We start from the raw sequence: 20,808 nt of genomic DNA, 5'->3' as shown, positions 1-20,808 counted from the left end.
TTATATGAACAGCATTTCTAACTTTAAGGCTGTTTTTTCGGCTGCAAAGATAGGATTTAGTCTGTAAAAACGATCGCTTTTTTGTCATTTTATTTCATAAAAAAACACTTCCTGATAAGAAGTGTTTTTTATTATTCTACGGACAGTGAAAAATTACCCTAATTCACGTATAATCCTGTATATTCTTTAGCATCTACTTTGGGTAAGTTAGCCCCGTATTTTGTGTTGATTACATCAATCATAGCATTGGCTATAGCAGCATTTCCCCTGGGAGAAGTATGCAATCCATCCAGCGAAAATGCTCCTCCAGTTACAAAATCTGCAGTTATTATGGCGTTACCACCAATATTTAACCCGGTAGAAGATACTTCTTCTAACATGGCATAAGCGTCAAAGAATGCTAAATCAAACTGTCCTGCCATCATTTCTATGGTAGCGTTATATGCCAATGTTGCATCTACTATTGCTCCTTGCTCTTCCGGAGTAAGTACCTGGCTGTCGTCCAGGGCAACTCCAACACCGTTAACACTTAATGGGTTGTTAGGATCGGCTAAAGTACCAATCACAAATTGCGATGTAAGCACCATAAGGTCATTTGCCGTTGTCTGCCTTAATGGTGGCAGACCCAGTCCGGATAAATCTGTGAGATCCTCATCTTCTATAACCACAGCATTGGTTGCACTCGCTTCAAAGCTTATCGTACGTGCTGCCCTTTCTTCAGCTGATATCAGCATCCCTGCTTCTGCAGCCAAAAGACCTCCGTTATAAGCCGCGTAAGCCCCATTTACCGCTGCTGCTGTAGCCGCATCCAAAGGTATCGGATTATGCGGTACTACATGAAAATATGGCGCTTTTGTGATGTCAGGGATATTGGCTACTAAGCCATCGGCACCTGTCTGTGCCAGCGCTTGTAATATACCTCCATATACCTGGGCAAAAACATTGTTATTTGTAATATCCGGGCCGCCATAGGTAGCGGGATCCAGATTACCTGTTACATTGTGATCTTCCCCGGCACCTCCTGAACTTGCGTATTGCAACACATCATTGCTCCCAATCCACAGTGTGAAAAATGATGGAGCTTGTGCCAAAACATCCTCTAATACCGATGCATTAGGGTTAGAAGCCATCCTTGCAAAATAAGGATTTGCCAAACCTGCCTGGACTCCGGCTACGTTCCCATATCCATTAGCCAACAAATGGTAACTTTTTGCTCCGGGTACGCCCATATTGTTATGGGGGCCAGTAACTATATTAGTCACCTCAGTTGTTGGAGTACCACTAGCCGTGAATGGCAGCTGAGCAACCGGATCAAAAATAAATCGGTTGGGTGTAATTTGCATTCCTCCCAATAACAAGCCACCAAGATCATCACTCATAAGTGGTTGACCAAATGATCCGCCACCTGCTAAGCCAAATTGGGTTGCCAAAATATTGGGATAAGATGCCTCCTGACTTCTTATATACAAAGCGGCATCTGCTATTCCTGCAGTTAAAGAGTTACCAATAGCTACATAGTTGGCAAAACTGGTTGAGCCACTTGTGTAGTTTGGCGTTGGTAATCCAATGCCAGTTCCCGTGTCCGGGACATTCGGGATGGCCAGAATATTGTTGTCATCGGTAGAGCAGGCAAATGCAAGGCCGATCAGAGCAATTAATGATAGTTTTATATAATGCGTTTTCATATCGATTTTTTTTATTGATTAATGGTCCAGGATACGTAGTACTGTGCACCAATGGTACCAGCACCGGGAGCACTAACATATTCTTCTCCTAAGATATTTGAACCTCCTATTTTGAAAATAGACTTGATACTTGGTACTGTAAAGTTTACCTGCGCATCCACAATATTTCTGGATGGCACAAAACCATCGGCAAAAGAAGACTGCCATAAGTACCAATCATTCCACCTCCAATTAATATTGAAACCAAAATTATCGAACAATTCTGTATGCCCAAAAGAGGCCTTAACCTTATGTTCCGGGGTATTGAAGTTTGTCTCAAATCCGGGATCACTACCCTCTTCAAAATCCAGTTTAGCGTAGGTATAGTTTACACCGAAGTCAAAATCGCCCAGCACCTTAGTAGTAACACCTATACCACCCCCATAAGAACTGATATCCGCCGATGAATTGGTATATGCCTGAAATGGCAGGAAGTCTTCGTTCTGTAAAGCAAGTAATGAAAGTCCATTATCCCCTGCCTGCCCATAAAAGGGTACCAGAACCGTTTTATTGGAGATGAAATCCTCATAAGAATTATAATAGGCATTAAGATCTACACTAAGTTTTCCAAATATACCTCTATAGCCTACTTCATAGGCACTAATCTGCTCTGGTTGTACAAGATCCACTACAGTGGTTTGCGGATTACCTGCCGCCACAGATTCCCGAGTAAAGGCTGTTTCATAGGCCTGCCCACCAGAGAGTTGTACAGTTTCCGAACCCGTAAAGGCCTGCCCTGCAGTACTTACCAATAAATCAGGAGTTGTGTACCTGTCGAGGTTATCCGGTGCGGAACCAACCAAAGTGGCCAGCCCGGCGTTTAACCCAATAAAAAGATCCTGGGTAGAAGGATTTCGGAAACCTGTCTGATAAGATGCCCTTATATTATGTCTCTTTTCCTCGTCCAGGGCATAAACTAGAGAAACTCTTGGTGAAAAGAAACCGTCAAAAAACTCAGACTTGTCAAAACGCACAGATCCGGTAAACTTCAAGCGCTCTTCTAAAAGTTTCTTCTGTAATTGCAAATAGGCCCCATACTCCTCGTAATTAATTGGGCCATCCGTATCGGTATAAATGGTACCAGCAGAGTTTAATGAATATTGTCTCCAGGAACCTCCTACCATAATATCTGCAAAATCTCCTGTAACATGGGCCAGGTTATAGTTCGCGTCTATATGATAAATTTTAGAATTGTCCTGAAATTTAGATCCTGTAGTAAGGTCACCGTCCGCGGTAATACGCGCCAGGGCGCTGTTGAACTGTGCGGATCCCGGTACATACCTGCCTGCATCTGCATTTGCTCTACCTGCTGCATGACCCTGTTCATCTGTAACCGAAGGATTAAGGAACCTTGCGGTCAGGTAACCTAGGGCGTAATCTGTAAACCATGGTATATCATCTTTCCAGGCCCTGTTGATATTAATCGCTGTAAAACGGGTGTCATAAGAATTTCCTGCTTTTTCTGCTGTGGTATATCCTCTTACAAAAAAGTTTTTATTTCGAATCTCGAGTTTATGCTGCTGCATAAAGAAGTCCTTGATAGAATACCTGTTAGCCCCCTGATAGATGGTATTTCCCCTACCAATTTTAGAATTCCAAACAATTTCAAAATCATTGGCCCATGGCTTATAGTGTAAAGCAAAATCGGCCTTAAGGCTCTCTGCATCATAATCCATGAGGTCTCTTTCCTCATAACCCGTTCTTGTTACTCTTGCCGAACCAAAATCTGTAGCTACTGGAATGGGAAGGTTTTCTGCGGCTATCTGATCAAAATCCAGGGTAGTACCAACTTCATCTCCGTAAATATTGAGGCCGTCATAAGCCGGGTCCAATCTTGTAAATCCCGGATTACCAAAATCTGTGTAGTCTGTAGAAAACCATTCTGTTCCCTTTAAAAATGATACTGATGCTTTGGCCGCAAACTTATCATTAAATGCGTGTGCAAGCCTTACTCCTACATCCCAGAACTCATTATCCCCGGCATTGTTGCTCGAGGTAATCCCTGTTTTTGCATAAAAGCTAACTCCCTGGTGAAGGAAAGGACTTTTACTGGTCATAAACATGATACCATTAAAAGCATTTGCTCCGTATAGTGCGGATGACGCTCCGGGTAATAATTCTACGGTGTTTACGTCCAATTCTGACATTCCCAACAAATTTCCAAGTGGAAAGTTAAGTGCCGGGGAAGAATTGTCCATCCCGTCTACCAACTGCATAAATCTATTATTAGCGAAAGTTGCAAAACCTCTGGTATTCACAGATTTAAAGGTAAGGCTATTGGTGTTAAGATCTATTCCTTTAAGGTTTTCCAGGGCATCGTAAAAAGTAGGTGATGCCGCAGATTGAATAGTTTTGATATCCATCCGTTCAACGGTAACCGGCGATTCAAAAATCCGCTCGGGTGTTCTGGATGCCGAAATCACAATTTCGTCCAAAATTGTTTGTGCTTCAGAGATTGCAATTGCCAATGTTTGATTATTGGCGGTAACCTCCGCGATAGCCTCTGAAAATCCAATGCTTGTAATTCGTAATTGAAAAGGGGGAATTTCCGAGGTTTCCAAATTAAAATTTCCGTCAAAATCTGTGGTTGTACCTATTGCTTTGCCAACAATAACAACGTTGGCTCCGGGAACGGGATCTCCATTCTGATCTGTCACTGTCCCGTTTACATTAGTTTGCGAATAGGCACCTATACCCAACAGAAAGAAGGATAATAGGAATAATGTTCTCATTAGTTTAGAATTTTTAGTTAGTAACCAAGTCACTGGCAAGATACCGATTTTTTTAGACCGATCTTTAAAAAACTAAAAAAATTATGCATGCATAGTAAATTTTAACTTTCTCCTTCCATGTCCGATTTTACCGGAGTTGACTTAAAAAGAGAAAGGGCAAATCCCGAAGAATTTACCCTTTTACTATTATAATTTTTAAAAAAATACTTACTCTACAGTAACAGATTTTGCAAGGTTCCTTGGTTGGTCCACATTACAATCTCTCATAACCGCAATATGATAAGAAAGCAATTGTAACGGAATTGTCGTCAATAAGGGCGTCAGGCTTTCCATGGTTTCCGGGACTTCAATGACATGATCTGCCAGCGCAGTCACCTGTTTGTCTCCTTCGGTAACTATTGCAATGATTTGACCTTTCCGGGATTTTATTTCCTGAATATTGCTTACCACTTTTTCGTAATGCCCTTTTTTGGTAGCGATGACAATTACGGGCATTTGTTCATCAATCAATGCAATTGGTCCGTGTTTCATTTCTGCTGCAGGATAACCTTCTGCATGTATATAGCTGATTTCTTTTAATTTCAATGCCCCTTCCAGTGCCACTGGAAAGTTATATCCCCTTCCCAGGTAAAGACAATTATCAGAATCTTTATATGCATCCGCGATAATTTCTACTAATGGATTAGAAGCCAATGCCAATTCTACCTTGGCGGGGATGCTCTCTAATTCTGTAAGAAATTCATGGAATTTAGACTCGGAAAAGAGTCCTTTCTCCTTAGCCAGCTTCAAAGCTAAAAGGGTTAGTACTGTTATTTGAGTAGTAAATGCTTTTGTTGATGCCACTCCAATTTCGGGCCCTGCATGGGTATAGGCTCCTGCATCCGTTTCTCTGGCAATAGAAGAACCCACAACGTTGCAAACCCCAAAAACAAATGCTCCTTTTTCACGGGCAAGTTTTATAGCCGCCAAAGTATCGGCTGTCTCTCCTGATTGTGAAATAGCAATAAGTACATCCTGATCTGTAATCACCGGGTTTCGATATCGGAACTCAGATGCATATTCTACCTCAACAGGAATCCTGGCGAGATCTTCAAATATATATTCTGCTACTAATCCGGCATGCCACGAAGTTCCACATGCAACAATAATGATCCTGTTCGCATTGGTTATTCTTTCAAGGTTATCATCTACTCCGGCCATTTTGATAATGCCCTGATCAACTCTTAATCTACCTCTGTAAGTATCTTTAATTGCTCTGGGTTGTTCATAAATTTCCTTGAGCATAAAATGATCATATCCTCCTTTTTCAATTTCCTCCAAATTCATTTGAAGTTCCTGGATCATCGGATATGCGATGGCATCGTCCTTTATTTTGCGAAGTTTTATTTCTTTCCCCAATCTGACAATGGCCATTTCCTCATCTTCAAGATAAACGGCATTGTTGGTGAACTCTATAAAAGGGGAGGCATCAGAGGCAATAAAGAATTCGTTGTCACCGATTCCTATGGCCAATGGGCTTCCTAGTTTAGCCACTACTATTTCATCTGGTTTCCTCTTGTCGAACACTGCAATAGCATAGGCTCCTACTACCTGGTTTAAAGCAATCTGGACAGCCTTACCAAGTTTTACCTGCTCCTTGTTCTTTACCTCTTCAATAAGGTTAACCAAAACTTCAGTATCTGTATCAGACTCAAAGTGATATCCCCTTTTGGTCAATTCTTTCTTAATGGACTCATAATTCTCGATAATTCCATTATGGATAATCACAAGATCTCCGGAATTGGAGTAATGAGGATGTGAATTTATGTCGTTTGGCACCCCGTGTGTTGCCCATCTGGTGTGTCCAATCCCAAGGCTGCCATTTATAGAAATGGTAGATTCCGATTTATTTTTCAGGTCTTCTACCTTACCCTTGGTTTTCGCCAGATTTATATTGTTTCCATCATACAATGCGATTCCTGCACTATCATATCCCCTATACTCAAGACGTTGCAGGCCTTTCATTATTATTGGATAGGCCTCTCTATGGCCGATATATCCTACTATTCCGCACATACTAATAAATTGGTTAAATCAATTAAAGCTATAGGCAAATTTACTCGAAGTAAAACAAATGCCCCATTATATGGGATATATAACGAAATAAATCTTTTAGTGGTATACTTAAATGCAATATTAATTCGTCTCTGTGTAGAAAATCTCTAGTTTAAGCTTGTTTTCTTCATTTTCAGGAACATTACTTCCAAAAAGCACAGTACTTAGGGGGCTAATAGAACTACTTACCGGGAATTCTTCTTCTACATTACCGGCAAACATGGTATTAGATACTCCGGATATTCTTATATCGGGGGTAGTGGTAAGACCTAAAGTGACATTAGTAGAATCTCTTAAAACCAGGTTATTTATGTGATCTGTGATACGTATGGTATATTTAACACCCTTATCATCAACTTCCTCTTTAAAACCATCGTAATTAAGAAACAGTCCAAATGGCGTATCTGCAGTAGAGTTCTCGGTAGCCGCATTGTAGATGGGCTGATTAGACTCCGCATTATACAGGTAAAGACGTTCCGGTTCGTAGATAGTGCCAGCTGCATCTAAAGCATCCCTGTCTACATAAAATACCAGATTGGCCTCATTGATTATCCAATTATTTGCCCTGATCTGATTTAAGATATCTTCCCCGTTATTGGTCTCAAAAAGTTCAACTTCTGCAAAAGAACCGGACCCGCCTTTTAAATACAATCTGGATGCATTTTCGCCTGTATCCAATTTGTCTGAAATATCAGGTGGAAAGGCATCATTTATATAAGTGTTTACAGCATTACCAGACACCGGTAAATTTCCGCCTCCTGAAATAAGTCCCAAGACATATTGCTGTTCATCAGTAGTAAGTTCCTCATCCTGGATCTCATCAAATTCATAATTAATTGTGATCCTGGCTTCTGTAAGATCTAGCAGCATCATAAGATCATCTGAGATAGGGGTAATAGAGAAATGCAATCCTCTTAGAAATGCATTAAAGTTGGCAGTACTCAATAATTCTGATTCTCCTTCTTTATCTAAGATATTGGTTTGGAAAAAGTCCGGATCAAGATTTACCCATATTCCCGGTTCAAACCGGTCTGGGGATTCCAGAGATTCGTCTTCCTCCTCCGTATCCGGATCATCCTCTTTGAAAACAAGGATTTGTTCATCACTAACGGTAACTTCTCCATCAAATAGGACTTCAGAAACAAAAGTAGGTGAGAATTGCTGAGACGAGTAAAACTCCTGGGCTTCTTCAAAATTAGTATCCGGATCTAAATCTCTCAGGAAAAATGTAGATCTTTCCACTTTAAGATTAAAGGGTTGAGCGCGATTTCCATAAATACTGTCTAAATCCCTTTTTAATGGAAATCTATTGCCAGCGGTTTCAGTATCTTCCCCATCATTGGTGCCGTCCCCGTCTGTATCTACATTAAGAGGATCGGTTCCTGAAAGCCGTTCCTGATTATCGGTAAGACCATCACCATCGGTATCACTATTTGGGTCATCAGGATCCGCATCATATTCATTTGCCAACCCGTCCTGATCTAAATCTCCATTTGAATTTCTCAGGTAAGGGATATATAGGGTAACCTCTGTAACTCTTTCGTTCTCTTCAATTGTAGATTCATTGTCATCATTCTCTGAATCATCTTCAACCGCCTGAGAGTAATTTCCAAATCTCGGATTACCCGGGCTGGTTCCCAATGCCGCCTGAAGACTCAGTTGTGAAGTTATCCTTGCCTCAGTTTTTCCGTAAATTGGGTCGTTAAAAACACCTAGCTGGTATATCGGCAATTTATTGGTCTGTACTGCTTCAATTTTCCTGTTGTATGCAAAAACGTCATAAACAGCTTTATCTGTTGTAAATGGCTGTCCGCCAATTACACCATCTCCAATGGTAGTAAGGTCTTCTTCACAAGAGACAGCAGCCAAAACGATCAATATGCCTGCCAGGGCAGAATAACGTAATCTTCTCAAAAACTTCATGTAAATTACTTTAAAACTTCAGTGTTATAAAAATTGGCATACGCCTCTTCAAACTCTTGAAGAGAAACATACGGCAACACAGGTTTTTGAAGGTTGGCAATATATTCCTGCAATTCTGCCGGAATATCTTCCGCGGCTAAAATAACTGCATCAGAAAAATCTACAGCAACTTTTAACAAATTATTATAGGTAGGGGCGCTCAAATGTGCAATACTGTCCTCGGAAATTCCGTCAAAAGCAATCTTTTTCTGTAGTGAAGCATCAAGGGATCCTTCATAACTTCTGCCATAAACGGAGGTGACTATTTTACTATCTGCAAATAGTGGTTCATCTGCATAAAAACGCCTTAAATAAAGTGGCAACAATGAGGCCATCCATCCATGAACATGAATAATGTCTGGCGACCAGTTGAGTTTCTTTACCGTTTCTACAACACCTTTCGCAAAAAACAAGGCTCTTTCATCATTGTCCGGAAACAAATCACCATTTTCATCTGTAAACGTGGCTTTCCTTTTAAAATACTCTTCGTTATCAATAAAATAAACCTGAATTCTTTCACGGGGAATAGAAGCCACCTTAATGATAAGAGGCATATCCATATCATTTATCACAAGGTTCATCCCAGAAAGCCGGATGACTTCATGAAGCTGATGTCTGCGTTCATTGATATTGCCATACCTCGGCATAAATATCCGTATTTGGCCCCCATTGCTATTGACCATTCGGGGGGCTTCATAAGACATTAAGGAAACTTCATTTTCGGGTAGGTAGGGTACTAATTCGGAAGATACAAACAATATCTTTTTACCATTCATAAAAGTTCTTTTTTATTAATCGGGCAAACGTAGCCGCAAAATTACAAAAATTATGCAGAATAGCAGTAATTATAGTAAGTTTGCTCGGTTTTAAAATTAACAATGCACGTATTCAGGACAATTAAAAAACTCAAAGCGCATCTCAATTCCATTAATTCAGAGAAGAGCAGCCTTGGCATGGTACCAACAATGGGGGCACTTCATCCTGGCCATCTGAAGCTTGTGGAGCAGGCACTTCTGGAAAATGAGACCGTTGTTGTAAGTGTTTTTGTAAACCCCACACAATTTGACAACAAAGAGGATCTAAGAAAATATCCCAAGACGCTATCAGACGATAAGGCCCTACTAAATAGCCTCGATAAAAAAATAATAATCTTTGCCCCCGAAGTTGCCGAAATTTATTCGGATAAGGTGACCTCAAAGGAATACGACTTTAATGGTTTGGACAAAATGATGGAAGGTAAATTCAGAACAGGTCATTTTAATGGTGTTGGCACTGTTGTTGAAGCCCTTCTGACCGCGGTGATGCCAAATAGAGCCTATTTTGGCGAAAAAGATTATCAGCAATTACAGATCATTCGCAAACTCCTGAAAATACTAAACTTACCAATAGAAATTATTGGCTGCCCAATTGTCAGGGAATCAACAGGTCTTGCCATGAGTTCAAGGAACGAACGCCTGTCAGATCGACTGCGAAAAGAGGCCGCTTTTATCTACAAAGTACTTCAGGAAGCAAAAGACAAATTTGGCACGAAAAGTGCTAATTACGTTGTGAATTGGGCACATAAAATATTTGACGAACATCCCGATTTTGATCTGGAGTATTTCAAGATTATGAATTCAAAGAATCTCAAGCCGGTAATTAGAAAACAAAAAGGCCAGAAATACCGAGCATTCATTGCAGTATACGCCGAAGGTGTTCGCCTGATAGATAATATCGCCCTTAATTAATTAACTTTGTCCCATGCAAATAGAAGTAGTAAAATCTAAAATTCATAGAGTTAAAGTAACAGGCGCTGACCTTAACTATATAGGGAGTATAACTATTGATGAGGATCTGATGGATGCCGCAAATATTATACAGGGTGAAAAGGTTCAGATTGTCAATAACAATAATGGAGAACGATTGGAAACTTATGTTATTCCTGGTCCAAGGGGAAGCGGCGAGCTTACTCTCAACGGGGCTGCCGCTCGGAAAGTTGCTGTCGGTGATATCTTAATCCTTATTACCTATGCAAGAATGGATATAGAGGAGGCTAAGAAATTTAATCCTGCTTTGGTATTTCCCAATGAAGAGACCAATCTTTTAAACTGATTTTGAACAGAAAAATAAAAAAGACCTTAAAGCTGATACTCCCAATTGCCTTGGGAGTTTTTTTGGTTTGGTACCTTTATATCTCCACCACCCCAGATCAGCGAACAGAGATTCTGCAATATATCAAGGAGGCTAATCCTTATTGGGTTGCATTGTCTATCTTCATTGGAGTTCTGAGCCATGTATCGAGAGCTATACGTTGGAATTATCTTTTAGAGCCTTTGGGTTATACCCCAAGGACAACAAATAATGTCCTTATAATTCTGACCGCCTATCTTACAAATTTAGGTGTCCCGAGGTCTGGAGAAATCCTAAGAGCAACTGCCCTGACCACCTATGAAAATGTCCCTTTTGAAAAGGGCATCGGAACTATTGTGACCGAAAGGATTGTAGATCTTATCATGCTTTTCATCATAATTTTAATCGCTTTGCTTTTACAAACAGAGCTAATTATGGAATTTATTGATGAAATGGGTTTAGGTATCATCAGCGGAGCCGTTGTACTCATAGTAGGTATTCTGGGCTTGTTTGTCAGTATCTGGTTAATAAGAAAGTCGACCTCTAAAATTGCTATTAAAATCAAACTCTTTTTAAGGAGCTTATTGGAGGGGATTCTGAGTATCTTCAGAATGAAAAAAAAGTGGCCCTTTATATTCCATACTCTTTTTATTTGGGGGGCTTACATAGGGATGTTCTGGGTGATCAAATTCACCGTATTAGAAACAGTTGATCTTTCATTTGGTGCCATGTTAGTTGCTTTCGTAGGGGGAGCATTTGCAATGGCTACTACAAATGGTGGATTTCTGGCATTTCCGATCGCCGTCAGTAAATCTCTGGAGATTTTTGGTGTAAGTGTGGTTTCTGGTAATGCATTTGGCTGGATCATGTGGATTGCTCAAACCCTGATGGTTGTGGTATTTGGTGCAATATCTTTTCTGCTCTTACCGTTATTGAACAGGAACCGATAGCCAAAAAACAAGCCACATGAAAATTTTATTATCGTTTGTCTTCGGACTAACCTTTTGTCTGAACCTCTCCGCACAAGTAACACAAGAGATTTTCGAGTCTTTTAAATTGCAGGAAAGAAGGGATGTTAAATACTATTTCCCTGAAGATTATTCTGAGGAAAAGAAATATCCCCTGGTTTTGGTTCTTGATGGAGAATATCTCTTCGACCAGGTAGTCGCAACAGCTAAGTTTTATAGCGACTTTCAGGGTATGCCTGAAGTTATTGTCGTTGGCATAAATCAAAAGAAAGACGATCTTCGATGGGAAGACTGTGCATTTGATGAAGATTCGGGCTTACCAACTGAAAAAGGTAAACTCTTTTTTGAGTTTTTAGGGATGGAAATCATTCCATATTTAGATCTGAATTATAATACTGCACCTTTTAAAATGATTGTCGGTTATGATATAACTGCCAATTTTCAAAATTACTGGCTATTTAAGGACCGCTCTCTTTTTAATGCCTACATAAGCATTTCCCCTTTGTTGGCTCCTGAAATGGAAAATAGAGCTCCCGCCCGGCTGAATGCTCTGAACCAGCAAATCTTTTATCATTTGATAGTTGGAGGTAATCGGGATAAAACCAGCAATACGGTAATGCAAATGGACAGGGCCTTGAAAGTTATCGATAAAGAAAATTTTCATTATTTTTTTGATGAATATCCGGAAGCTAATGATGTTTCTGTAGCTACCTATGGTATTGGAAAGGCATGGGACAGAACCTTCCAAATGTTTAAGCCTATTAGCCCAAAAGAATACAAGCAAGAAATTCTGACATCTGACGAACCGGTATTTAAGTACCTGGAGGATAAATACGCCATGATAGAAGATCTTTTTGGTTTTAGAAAACCGGTGGAACTCAACGACATTATGGCCATCTATGCAGGGAGTAAAAAGAAAGATGATTTCGAATCGCTGAAGCCACTCTCTGAGCTATGTAAGAAAGAGTTTCCCACTACTATGCTGGGCTTTTATTTGGAAGGTGAATATTATGAAGAATTGGGAGAGCCCAAAAAGGCACTTCGCACCTTTGAAAAAGCATTTGGGATGGATGAGATAGATTTCCTTACCAAGGAAATGGCATTGGAAAAAATTGATGCCCTCAAAGCAGACTTTGGTTTTTAATAACCCGCATAGTGGGCTAACCTCGTCCAAAGTCCCGCTTTTTTGTCCAACCGTTTCCCTTTATTCTCAAAGGTAAAGTACTCATCTGTTTTGAAACTTTATCCTATCTTCGCCAGAAACCCTTTAAGAGGTTATGGCCAAGACCAAAACTGCTTTTTTCTGCCAGAATTGTGGCACCCAATACGCCAAATGGGTTGGGCAATGTGTTGCCTGTAAAGAATGGAATACCATAGTGGAGGAAGTCATACAAAAAGAAGAAAAGACCCCCTGGAAAAATGCCAAAATCACTGTCGACAAAATAAAACCACTACGGATAAATGAAATAAGTACTGAAAAGGAATTAAGGTTAAATGTCCAGGATAATGAATTTAATCGGGTACTTGGAGGAGGTTTAGTCCCCGGATCATTAGTGCTTTTAGGAGGAGAGCCAGGTATAGGTAAAAGCACCCTCCTGCTTCAGGTTGGCCTAAAGCTTCCCTATAAAACATTGTATGTTTCGGGAGAAGAAAGCCAGAAGCAAATTAAAATGCGCGCAGACAGGATTCATCCAAATAATGATACCTGCTTTATACTAACCGCGACCCGGACTCAAGATATTTTTCAACATATAGAGGCCATAGACCCTGAAATAGTAATAATAGATTCTATCCAGACGCTTCATTCTGATTATATAGAATCTGCTGCAGGCAGCATCTCTCAGATCAGGGAATGCACAGCAGAGCTCATCAAATTTGCCAAAGCCACCAATACCCCAATGATACTGATTGGGCACATCACGAAAGATGGCAATATTGCCGGCCCTAAAATTCTGGAGCATATGGTGGATACTGTTTTACAATTTGAAGGAGATCGCAACTATGTCTATCGGATTCTCAGAGCCCTGAAAAACAGGTTTGGTTCCACAGCTGAACTTGGAATATATGAAATGCAGGGAGACGGACTAAGAGAAGTCAGTAATCCTTCTGAAGTCCTTATATCTAAAAATGAAGAAGGACTTAGTGGCACGGCTATTGCCGCTACCGTTGAAGGTATGCGCCCTTTGCTTATTGAAATTCAGGCTTTGGTGAGTTCCGCCGTATATGGAACTCCTCAAAGATCTGCAACAGGTTATAATGCAAAACGACTCAATATGCTACTGGCGGTGCTAGAAAAAAGAGCAGGGTTTAAACTAGCGGCTAAAGATGTATTTCTGAATATTACCGGCGGTATCTCGGTAGATGACCCGGCCATTGATCTGGCTGTTGTTGCAGCCATCCTTTCGAGCAATTCGGATATCGCAATATCCAAAGGCATTTGTTTTGCAGCAGAGATAGGGCTGGCGGGTGAAATTAGGCCCGTACAGCGAGTAGATCAGCGCATTATCGAAGCTGAAAAACTTGGTTTTTCTACTATTTTTGTTTCGAAAAATAATACGATCTCCCTTAAAGACACCAGAATTAATATTAAGCTAATCTCTAAAATTGAGGAATTGGTCAGCAGTTTATTTGGCTAGCCAGCTAATATTAATTTAACTTTAAAGGAATATAAATACACAAATAATGAAAAGTACCATCCTCTTCTCCCTTTCCATGATCTTACTATTCGGTTGTAAACAACAGGAATCTTCTGCATCTGCTGTCCAGGAAAATGCTCCTTCCGATTACCTGAGTTTTGAAGGAAGGGATGACCAGTTTACAGGTGGAATAAAAATGATCCCAATCAACACAGATAAAGGAACTTTTAAGGTGTGGACCAAGCGGGTTGGTAATAACCCTGCCAAAAAGGTTTTACTGCTTCACGGTGGCCCCGGAATGACCCATGAATTATACGAATGTGCAGATGGTTATTTCCCACAGCAGGAAATTGAATATATCTATTACGATCAGTTAGGTTCTTACTACAGTGACAAACCAGACGACCTTGAACTCTGGAGTACCGAAAGGTTTGTTGAAGAAGTAGAACAGGTGCGGAAAGCCTTAAATCTAAACAGCGATAACTTCTATTTGTTAGGGCAGTCATGGGGTGGCATACTGGCCATGGAATACGCACTGAAATATCAGAATAATCTGAAAGGACTCGTTATTTCGAACATGATGAGCAGTATTCCGGAATACAATGCTTATGCACAGGAAGTTTTGGGGCCACAGCTAGATCCTGAAGTTTACAAAGAAATCAAGGCCCTTGAAGATGCCGAAGATTTTGAGAATCCCAGATATGGAGAATTACTCTTTGAGCATTATTACACCGAGCATGTATTACGGCTTCCACCAGATCAATGGCCAGAGGCGGTATTGCGAAGTCTTAACCATGCTAATAACCAGGTGTATGTGCATATGCAGGGCTACAGTGAATTTGGTATTACAGGAGATGCCACTCTAAAAGAATGGGACATAAAGGACAGACTTAAAGAGTTGTCTGTTCCCACTTTAGTTATTGGTGCTAAACACGATACCATGGATCCTGATCATATGGAGTGGATGTCGAAAGAAGTGCAAAACGGACGATACCTTTTTTGCCCGAATGGGAGTCATTTATCCCAGTACGATGATCAGAAAAATTATTTTGGTGGCGTAATTAATTTTATCAATGATGTAGATAAGGGTACTTTTCAATAATCATGGTGCCGGATTAGGAATCTGACCATGAATAGCCTCAATACCCTTTAGTACCTCATCGCTTAAATCAACATCTATACTGGAAATATTTTCCTTTAGCTGCTGCATAGTAGTGGCACCTATTATATTACTTGTTACAAATGGCCTTGAGGTCACAAACGCCAGTGACATCTGTGCCAGCGACAAATTGTGTTCCTGGGCCAGGTTATAATACAATTGAGTTGCTTTTTCAGAGTTTTCACTACTGTAACGGTTGTAGGCCGAGAAGAGGGTGATCCTTGCATTTGCTGGCTTCATCCCTCCCAAATATTTACCGCTCAACACGCCAAACCCTAAAGGGGAATAGGCAAGCAGTCCTATTTTGGATCGCATAGAGATCTCCGAAAGACCTACTTCAAATAATCTATTCAAAAGACTGTAAGGATTTTGAATTGTAATTGCCCTGGGAAGACTACTGTGTACCTTACTCTCCTCCAAAAAACGCATTGTTCCCCAGGGGGTTTCATTAGACAGCCCAATATGCCGAATTTTCCCCTCTCGAACTAAATCTCTCAAAGTTTCCAGCACCTGATGAATATTATCCTGCCAATGATCTGAAATATCATGTTCATACCCTCTTTTACCAAAGAAGTTGGTAGTGCGTTCTGGCCAGTGCAATTGATAAAGATCCAGATAATCTGTCTGCAAGCGCCCTAAACTTCCTTCAACAGCTTCAATAATAGACGCCCTGGAAAACCCAGTGGTCCTTATGAACTTTGTGAATTCTGCCTTTCCGGCAATCTTGGAGGCCAGGATTATCTTATCCCTTTTCCCAGTTTTTTTGAACCAGGTTCCTATTATTTTCTCAGTGTCGGCGAACCTGTCAGGATGGGGAGGAACAGGATACAACTCAGCGGTATCAAAAAAATTTATCCCCTGATCAAAAGCATAATCCATTTGCTCATGACCTTCAGATTCGGTATTCTGACGACCCCAGGTCATGGTGCCCAGGCAAATTTTACTGACTTCCAGATCAGTGTGTGGTAAACGGGTATACTTCATAGCTTAAGAATGGTTAGATAGAAAGTCCAAATTTAGGGATTACTAATCTTAAAAATCCCCAGCCGATAAATTTTATTAGTCGATTTCAACCAAAATAGGACAATGGTCGCTGTGTTTAGCCTCTGATAGTATAACTGATCTTTTTAACCTGCTTTCCAAAGGTTTACTAACCATAGCATAGTCTAAACGCCAGCCCTTATTATTGTTTCGGGCGTTGGCCCTATAGCTCCACCAGGTATAATTGTGAGGGTCTTTATTGAAATGTCGGAAACTATCGATAAAACCACTATCGATAAAATTTCCGATCCACTCTCTCTCCACCGGCAAGAATCCTGAAACATTTTTATTGCGGACGGGATCGTGAATGTCAATAGCTTCATGACAAATATTGTAATCCCCGCAAATGATTAAATTAGGGTGGGATTTTTTGAGGGTATCAATGTATTTATGGAAATCCGCCATATAGGTAAGTTTATGGTCTAATCTAGCCAGGTTTGTACCAGATGGAAGATAGAGGCTCATTACCGAAACACCATTAAAATCTGCTCTCAGATTTCTTCCTTCGAAATCCATATAATCTATTCCGGTCCCTATCTCAATATGATCCGGACGTTTTTTAGACAATATGGCAACTCCACTGTATCCTTTTTTCTGTGCGCTGAACCAGTAATTATGATGATAACCCGCCTGGGTGAACAAAGAAAGGTCTAATTGTTCTTCCATGGCTTTAATCTCTTGCAGACAAACCACATCAGGGTTTACAGCGAGCAGCCATTCAATAAAACCCTTATTCAATGCAGCGCGGATTCCATTTACATTGTACGATACTATTTTCATGATTCAAAAATAGTGAATGCCATCGACCATATAAATTTTCTGATGATGATTTTAATATTACTTAATAAGACAAACCATGTCCGTATGGAAACAGGGGGTCTTTTGAATCATAAGGCACATCTTCCTTTTGATTCTCCACTGCCTTCCAGGAAGACGGTAACTCAAATGGGAGTTTCCCTGATGGACTTGTTTTACCAAAGAGCATCTCAACCAGTACTTCATCACTTGTGCCAAATTCTCCGAACATTGCGCCACTACTTTCTTCTATCCCGGTAAGTATGGCAGGGCGTTCCAGATTTACTATTACAATTGATGGTTTTTGTTCGATTAAATCTAAAATCTCGTTCTTTTCCTTTTCATTATAGTACAATCTGCCCTGATGGAAGAAGCTTTCCAGGAAATAATCATTTCGCTCATCAAAGGGTGTGTTTATCCTGGTCAGAATAACATCGGCATCCTCTGGATCTGTAACCAGCTCACCATACTTGTCAATAATTTCAGGTGTTAATAGCCCTTCTATATAAACTTTTGTTCCCATTTTGAGTGGTAATAAATTGTCATTTTTAAGCAAGACCATCGACTTACTCTGGGCTATTTTACCTTTTTCTCTGAATTCCTTTCTACCGGCAATTTTAATTGCTTCCTTTTCATCTACATAAGGATTATCAAATAGACCCAGTTTAAATTTGTCGAGCAATATCCGTTTTACAGAAACATCTATCCGCTCCTCGCTAATTTGTCCTTCTTCGACTAATTCAACTATGAGTTCCGGGATGTTTTCTCCCCCAAATTGATCGCAGCCGGCATCGAGTACTTTTTTTACCCTTTGTTTATATGATAAATCTTCTACTCCCCATGCACGGCCTTCTCCCATTTTAGAATCTGTAATTATATTCCAATCTGTGCAAACCACGCCATTAAAGTTTAGCGAATCTCTTAACAGGCCCGTGATAATTTCTTGATTGAATCCGAAAGCGACATTTTCGCCGGTCTGATCCACAGGAATCCCATAGTAGGGCATAATTTGGGCAGTCTTAGCCTTAAACGCACCCTCGGTAAATGGAATAACATGATAATCAAAATTATCACCGGGGTATACTTGCTCCCTTCCATAAGGGAAATGTGCGTCCTCACCGTCTTTCTGTGGTCCTCCACCCGAAAAATGTTTGGTCATACAGGCAACACTGTTTGTACTTAGAGAATCGCCCTGGAAACCCTGCACATACGCCTTAGTCATCATTGCTGACAAGTAGGCGTCTTCCCCAAAAGTCCCATTTGTTCTCCCCCAGCGAGGTTCGGTGGCTAAATCGGCCATTGGATGCAAAGCCAAACGCAACCCTACCGCAATGTATTCCTGCCTTGCAATATCACCAAATTCTCTAACTAGTAGAGTATCTCTTGTAGCAGCCAGGCCCAAAGAACTGGGCCATTGTGAAAAGGAAGGGGTATACAGGGAGGCTCCCGGATTATTCTCTGTACCATGTCTTGGATCAGTGGCGAGGGTAATAGGAATTCCCAGGCGGGTACGCTCGGCCATTTTTTGGACACTATTGTTATATCTGGCGTAGCCGGTGGCATCTAAAGAAGCTAATATATTGAAGCTATTCATTTTCTTTCTTGCTATCATCTCGGAATTTGATGGCAGCATAAAAGACATCATAATATTAATCGGATCTGTTGATAGTACGGGTTTTTCCATGGGCTCTCCATCCGGAGTTGTTCCTATCATGGTTACAAACATGGTACCTGCCTTTTCCTGGAGATTCATTTGATTGACCAAGTCTGTTGCCCTATTTTCCGGACTTGCATTTGGGTTCTCATAAACATCTAACTTGCCATTTTTGTTGAGATCCCTAAAAGTGATGCCGTTCTGGGTAAGAGTACTGGCTTCCTTTCCCAACAAGGCCATGTTGTTTTTGGAGGCGTTAGACTTTTTTATGTACACTACCAAAAAGACGATAAGCAGGATTCCTGCTAAAGATAGTAGTAGATATTTCAGGACATTCAGAAACTTTTTCATTTTTATTTAGTTAATTTGACACAATAATAAGAAAAATTTCTATTGTATCATATTAATACAATAAAATATTTATATTTACCCATGACAAATATTTCAAGAAAACCCAGTTTAAAAATGGCATTAAATCCGGATGACTACATGCCCGGAATTTCCATAGACTGTGTAATTTTTGGATATAGTAACCAACAACTCAAGATTCTGCTATTGAAATGGAAGCATCAAAACTTATGGACGCTGCCAGGAGGATTCATTCGCAAAGATGAAGATATGAAAGATGCTGCCAATAGGGTTTTAGAAGAACGTACAGGGCTTAAATCTGTCTTTCTTAATCAATTTCACACCTTTGGAGATATTGAACGCTCGCTTCAAAATGGAAAAGAACAACTAAAACGAATGGAATTTATTAGGCAATCTAAGTTGCACAATGATGAAGTAATTGGTTGGCTAAACAATAGATTTATCACTACGGGATATTTCGCATTGGTTGATCTTCATAAAACTAAGCCAGAACCAGATGCGCTTAGTGATACATGCGAGTGGAAATCGCTCACAGATATGCCAGATTTGATGATGGACCACAAACAAATTGTTGAAAAAGCACTTACACATCTCCGCATCCAACTTAATTATCTGCCCATTGGCTTATCACTTCTTCCTGCCAAATTTACGTTTCTGGACCTTCAAAAATTGTACGAAGCTATACTTCAAAAACCATTGGAACGCAGTAATTTTCAGCGCAAAGTACTTAAGCTTGGAATTCTAAGGCGCCATGAAAAACAAATGACCGGTGCTGCTAATAAAGCTCCCTATCTCTACAGTTTTGATAAAAAGAAGTTCAAAAAGCTTATAGAGGAAGGTATTGGTTTTTCATATTAATTCTCAGTCTCCATCTTACCAGGATTACATTTTTGGAATAGCTTTTGATTTACCAATAAAAATAAATACGGAATATGAAAAATACAGTTTTAATTCTTCTTGTTTTAAGTGGATATTTTCTGCGGGCCCAGGCCTACCCCGCTTTCAATGATAATCAGGAATTGAAATTCAATATAGGTTTATTCCTTGCTACAACAACTATAGATGCCTCATATGAATATTATCTCACAGAGGACACCAGTTTTGGCGGCACAGTGTATTTCGACAATGATGCCACAGACTACAACGGAAACTTTGGGATAGGTCCTAACTTCAGAGCTTATTTTGGTTATGCCCCCAGAAGCGGATTTTTTGCAGAGGCATTTGGCCTTTATTATACAGGAGAAGATGACAGTGCATCGGATAATCTCGGGGCAAGAAATAATGATTACAATACTTTTGCCCTTGGTTTGGGCCTGGGGAATAAATGGGTAACTCGCAGTCAAAAATTTACCATGGAATTTAGTGGGGGATTTGGAAGAAATATTAATCCGGCCAACTTTCAGGATACATTTGTTTACCGGGTTGGTTTATCTGTAGGGTTTAGGTTCTAGATTTAATTAGTATTTAAACAAAACCCCTTGAATGTAATATTTTGTAGATTCAAATTTTATTTTGAGTAATCGCTAGCAATGGTTAGTGCTAATTATTCCCTATTTTTGGCCCTC

General features: G+C 40.2%; 16 protein-coding genes. 8 read left to right on the top strand and 8 right to left on the bottom strand.

What is annotated here, in order from left to right; all coding sequences use genetic code 11:
• Positions 1-158: 158 nt before the first annotated feature.
• The 5 genes from J1G40_RS01755 to J1G40_RS01735 all read right to left on the bottom strand — a co-directional run bounded on the left by J1G40_RS01755 (position 159) and on the right by J1G40_RS01735 (position 9,288).
• Positions 159-1,685: a G-D-S-L family lipolytic protein gene (locus J1G40_RS01755; RefSeq protein WP_265240552.1), complete on the bottom strand. Its 1,527-nt coding sequence runs from the start codon at positions 1,683-1,685 to the stop codon at positions 159-161.
• A gap of 11 nt (positions 1,686-1,696) precedes the next feature.
• On the bottom strand, positions 1,697-4,456 hold the full coding sequence (locus J1G40_RS01750; RefSeq protein ID WP_265240551.1) for a TonB-dependent receptor: 2,760 nt from the start codon (positions 4,454-4,456) through the stop codon (positions 1,697-1,699).
• 207 nt (positions 4,457-4,663) lie between these two features.
• Positions 4,664-6,511, bottom strand: coding sequence for a glutamine--fructose-6-phosphate transaminase (isomerizing) (glmS, locus tag J1G40_RS01745; protein WP_265240550.1), 1,848 nt, complete (start codon positions 6,509-6,511; stop codon positions 4,664-4,666).
• 120 nt (positions 6,512-6,631) lie between these two features.
• On the bottom strand, positions 6,632-8,473 hold the full coding sequence (locus J1G40_RS01740) for a DUF4270 domain-containing protein (protein WP_265240549.1): 1,842 nt from the start codon (positions 8,471-8,473) through the stop codon (positions 6,632-6,634).
• Between the two features lie 5 nt (positions 8,474-8,478).
• Positions 8,479-9,288 carry a glycogen/starch synthase gene (locus J1G40_RS01735; protein ID WP_265240548.1) on the bottom strand — a complete coding sequence of 270 codons (810 nt, stop codon included), beginning with the start codon at positions 9,286-9,288 and terminating at the stop codon, positions 8,479-8,481.
• Positions 9,289-9,390: 102 nt separating this feature from the next.
• Between J1G40_RS01735 and panC the strand changes: the two genes are divergently transcribed.
• From panC to J1G40_RS01705, 6 genes are all read left to right on the top strand, one after another.
• Positions 9,391-10,239, top strand: coding sequence for a pantoate--beta-alanine ligase (gene panC / locus J1G40_RS01730; RefSeq protein ID WP_265240547.1), 849 nt, complete (start codon positions 9,391-9,393; stop codon positions 10,237-10,239).
• Positions 10,240-10,252: 13 nt separating this feature from the next.
• The gene (panD, locus tag J1G40_RS01725; RefSeq protein ID WP_265240546.1) at positions 10,253-10,603 is read left to right on the top strand and encodes an aspartate 1-decarboxylase; all 351 of its coding nucleotides are present in this window, start codon (positions 10,253-10,255) and stop codon (positions 10,601-10,603) included.
• A gap of 2 nt (positions 10,604-10,605) precedes the next feature.
• Positions 10,606-11,571, top strand: a complete 966-nt coding sequence (locus tag J1G40_RS01720) for a lysylphosphatidylglycerol synthase transmembrane domain-containing protein (protein WP_265240545.1) — start codon at positions 10,606-10,608, stop codon at positions 11,569-11,571.
• Positions 11,572-11,587: 16 nt separating this feature from the next.
• Positions 11,588-12,733: an alpha/beta hydrolase gene (locus J1G40_RS01715; protein WP_265240544.1), complete on the top strand. Its 1,146-nt coding sequence runs from the start codon at positions 11,588-11,590 to the stop codon at positions 12,731-12,733.
• 133 nt (positions 12,734-12,866) lie between these two features.
• Entirely contained in the window at positions 12,867-14,225 is a 1,359-nt protein-coding gene (gene radA, locus J1G40_RS01710) for a DNA repair protein RadA (RefSeq protein ID WP_265240543.1), read from the top strand.
• 46 nt (positions 14,226-14,271) lie between these two features.
• A complete protein-coding gene (locus J1G40_RS01705) occupies positions 14,272-15,327 on the top strand; it encodes a proline iminopeptidase-family hydrolase (RefSeq protein WP_265240542.1) in 1,056 nt (351 codons plus the stop codon).
• Here the strand turns inward: J1G40_RS01705 and J1G40_RS01700 are convergent, their stop codons facing one another.
• The 3 genes from J1G40_RS01700 to J1G40_RS01690 form a co-directional block, all read right to left on the bottom strand.
• Positions 15,328-16,368: an NADP(H)-dependent aldo-keto reductase gene (locus J1G40_RS01700; protein ID WP_265240541.1), complete on the bottom strand. Its 1,041-nt coding sequence runs from the start codon at positions 16,366-16,368 to the stop codon at positions 15,328-15,330.
• Positions 16,369-16,443: 75 nt separating this feature from the next.
• Positions 16,444-17,205 carry an exodeoxyribonuclease III gene (locus J1G40_RS01695; protein ID WP_265240540.1) on the bottom strand — a complete coding sequence of 254 codons (762 nt, stop codon included), beginning with the start codon at positions 17,203-17,205 and terminating at the stop codon, positions 16,444-16,446.
• 61 nt (positions 17,206-17,266) lie between these two features.
• On the bottom strand, positions 17,267-19,225 hold the full coding sequence (locus J1G40_RS01690; protein WP_265240539.1) for a glycoside hydrolase family 3 protein: 1,959 nt from the start codon (positions 19,223-19,225) through the stop codon (positions 17,267-17,269).
• Between the two features lie 81 nt (positions 19,226-19,306).
• Here J1G40_RS01690 and J1G40_RS01685 point away from each other — a divergent pair, with 81 nt between their 5' ends.
• Together J1G40_RS01685 and J1G40_RS01680 are read left to right on the top strand one after the other, a co-directional pair.
• Positions 19,307-20,101 carry an NUDIX hydrolase gene (locus J1G40_RS01685; protein ID WP_265240538.1) on the top strand — a complete coding sequence of 265 codons (795 nt, stop codon included), beginning with the start codon at positions 19,307-19,309 and terminating at the stop codon, positions 20,099-20,101.
• A gap of 74 nt (positions 20,102-20,175) precedes the next feature.
• Entirely contained in the window at positions 20,176-20,694 is a 519-nt protein-coding gene (locus tag J1G40_RS01680) for a DUF3575 domain-containing protein (RefSeq protein ID WP_265240537.1), read from the top strand.
• Positions 20,695-20,808: the final 114 nt, after the last annotated feature.

Source organism: Muriicola sp. Z0-33 (assembly GCF_026126425.1).
Lineage (GTDB): Bacteria > Bacteroidota > Bacteroidia > Flavobacteriales > Flavobacteriaceae > JAFMPW01.
This window is presented reverse-complemented; position numbering and strand designations above follow the sequence as displayed.

Coding starts and splice junctions, on each gene's coding strand:
- radA (WP_265240543.1), top strand. CDS start 12,867: ATGGCCAAGACCAAAACTGCTTTTTTCTGCCAGAATTGTGGCACCCAA.
- J1G40_RS01685 (WP_265240538.1), top strand. CDS start 19,307: ATGACAAATATTTCAAGAAAACCCAGTTTAAAAATGGCATTAAATCCG.
- J1G40_RS01700 (WP_265240541.1), bottom strand. CDS start 16,368: ATGAAGTATACCCGTTTACCACACACTGATCTGGAAGTCAGTAAAATT.
- panD (WP_265240546.1), top strand. CDS start 10,253: ATGCAAATAGAAGTAGTAAAATCTAAAATTCATAGAGTTAAAGTAACA.
- J1G40_RS01715 (WP_265240544.1), top strand. CDS start 11,588: ATGAAAATTTTATTATCGTTTGTCTTCGGACTAACCTTTTGTCTGAAC.
- J1G40_RS01750 (WP_265240551.1), bottom strand. CDS start 4,456: ATGAGAACATTATTCCTATTATCCTTCTTTCTGTTGGGTATAGGTGCC.
- J1G40_RS01740 (WP_265240549.1), bottom strand. CDS start 8,473: ATGAAGTTTTTGAGAAGATTACGTTATTCTGCCCTGGCAGGCATATTG.
- glmS (WP_265240550.1), bottom strand. CDS start 6,511: ATGTGCGGAATAGTAGGATATATCGGCCATAGAGAGGCCTATCCAATA.
- J1G40_RS01690 (WP_265240539.1), bottom strand. CDS start 19,225: ATGAAAAAGTTTCTGAATGTCCTGAAATATCTACTACTATCTTTAGCA.
- J1G40_RS01695 (WP_265240540.1), bottom strand. CDS start 17,205: ATGAAAATAGTATCGTACAATGTAAATGGAATCCGCGCTGCATTGAAT.
- J1G40_RS01755 (WP_265240552.1), bottom strand. CDS start 1,685: ATGAAAACGCATTATATAAAACTATCATTAATTGCTCTGATCGGCCTT.
- J1G40_RS01680 (WP_265240537.1), top strand. CDS start 20,176: ATGAAAAATACAGTTTTAATTCTTCTTGTTTTAAGTGGATATTTTCTG.
- J1G40_RS01705 (WP_265240542.1), top strand. CDS start 14,272: ATGAAAAGTACCATCCTCTTCTCCCTTTCCATGATCTTACTATTCGGT.
- panC (WP_265240547.1), top strand. CDS start 9,391: ATGCACGTATTCAGGACAATTAAAAAACTCAAAGCGCATCTCAATTCC.
- J1G40_RS01735 (WP_265240548.1), bottom strand. CDS start 9,288: ATGAATGGTAAAAAGATATTGTTTGTATCTTCCGAATTAGTACCCTAC.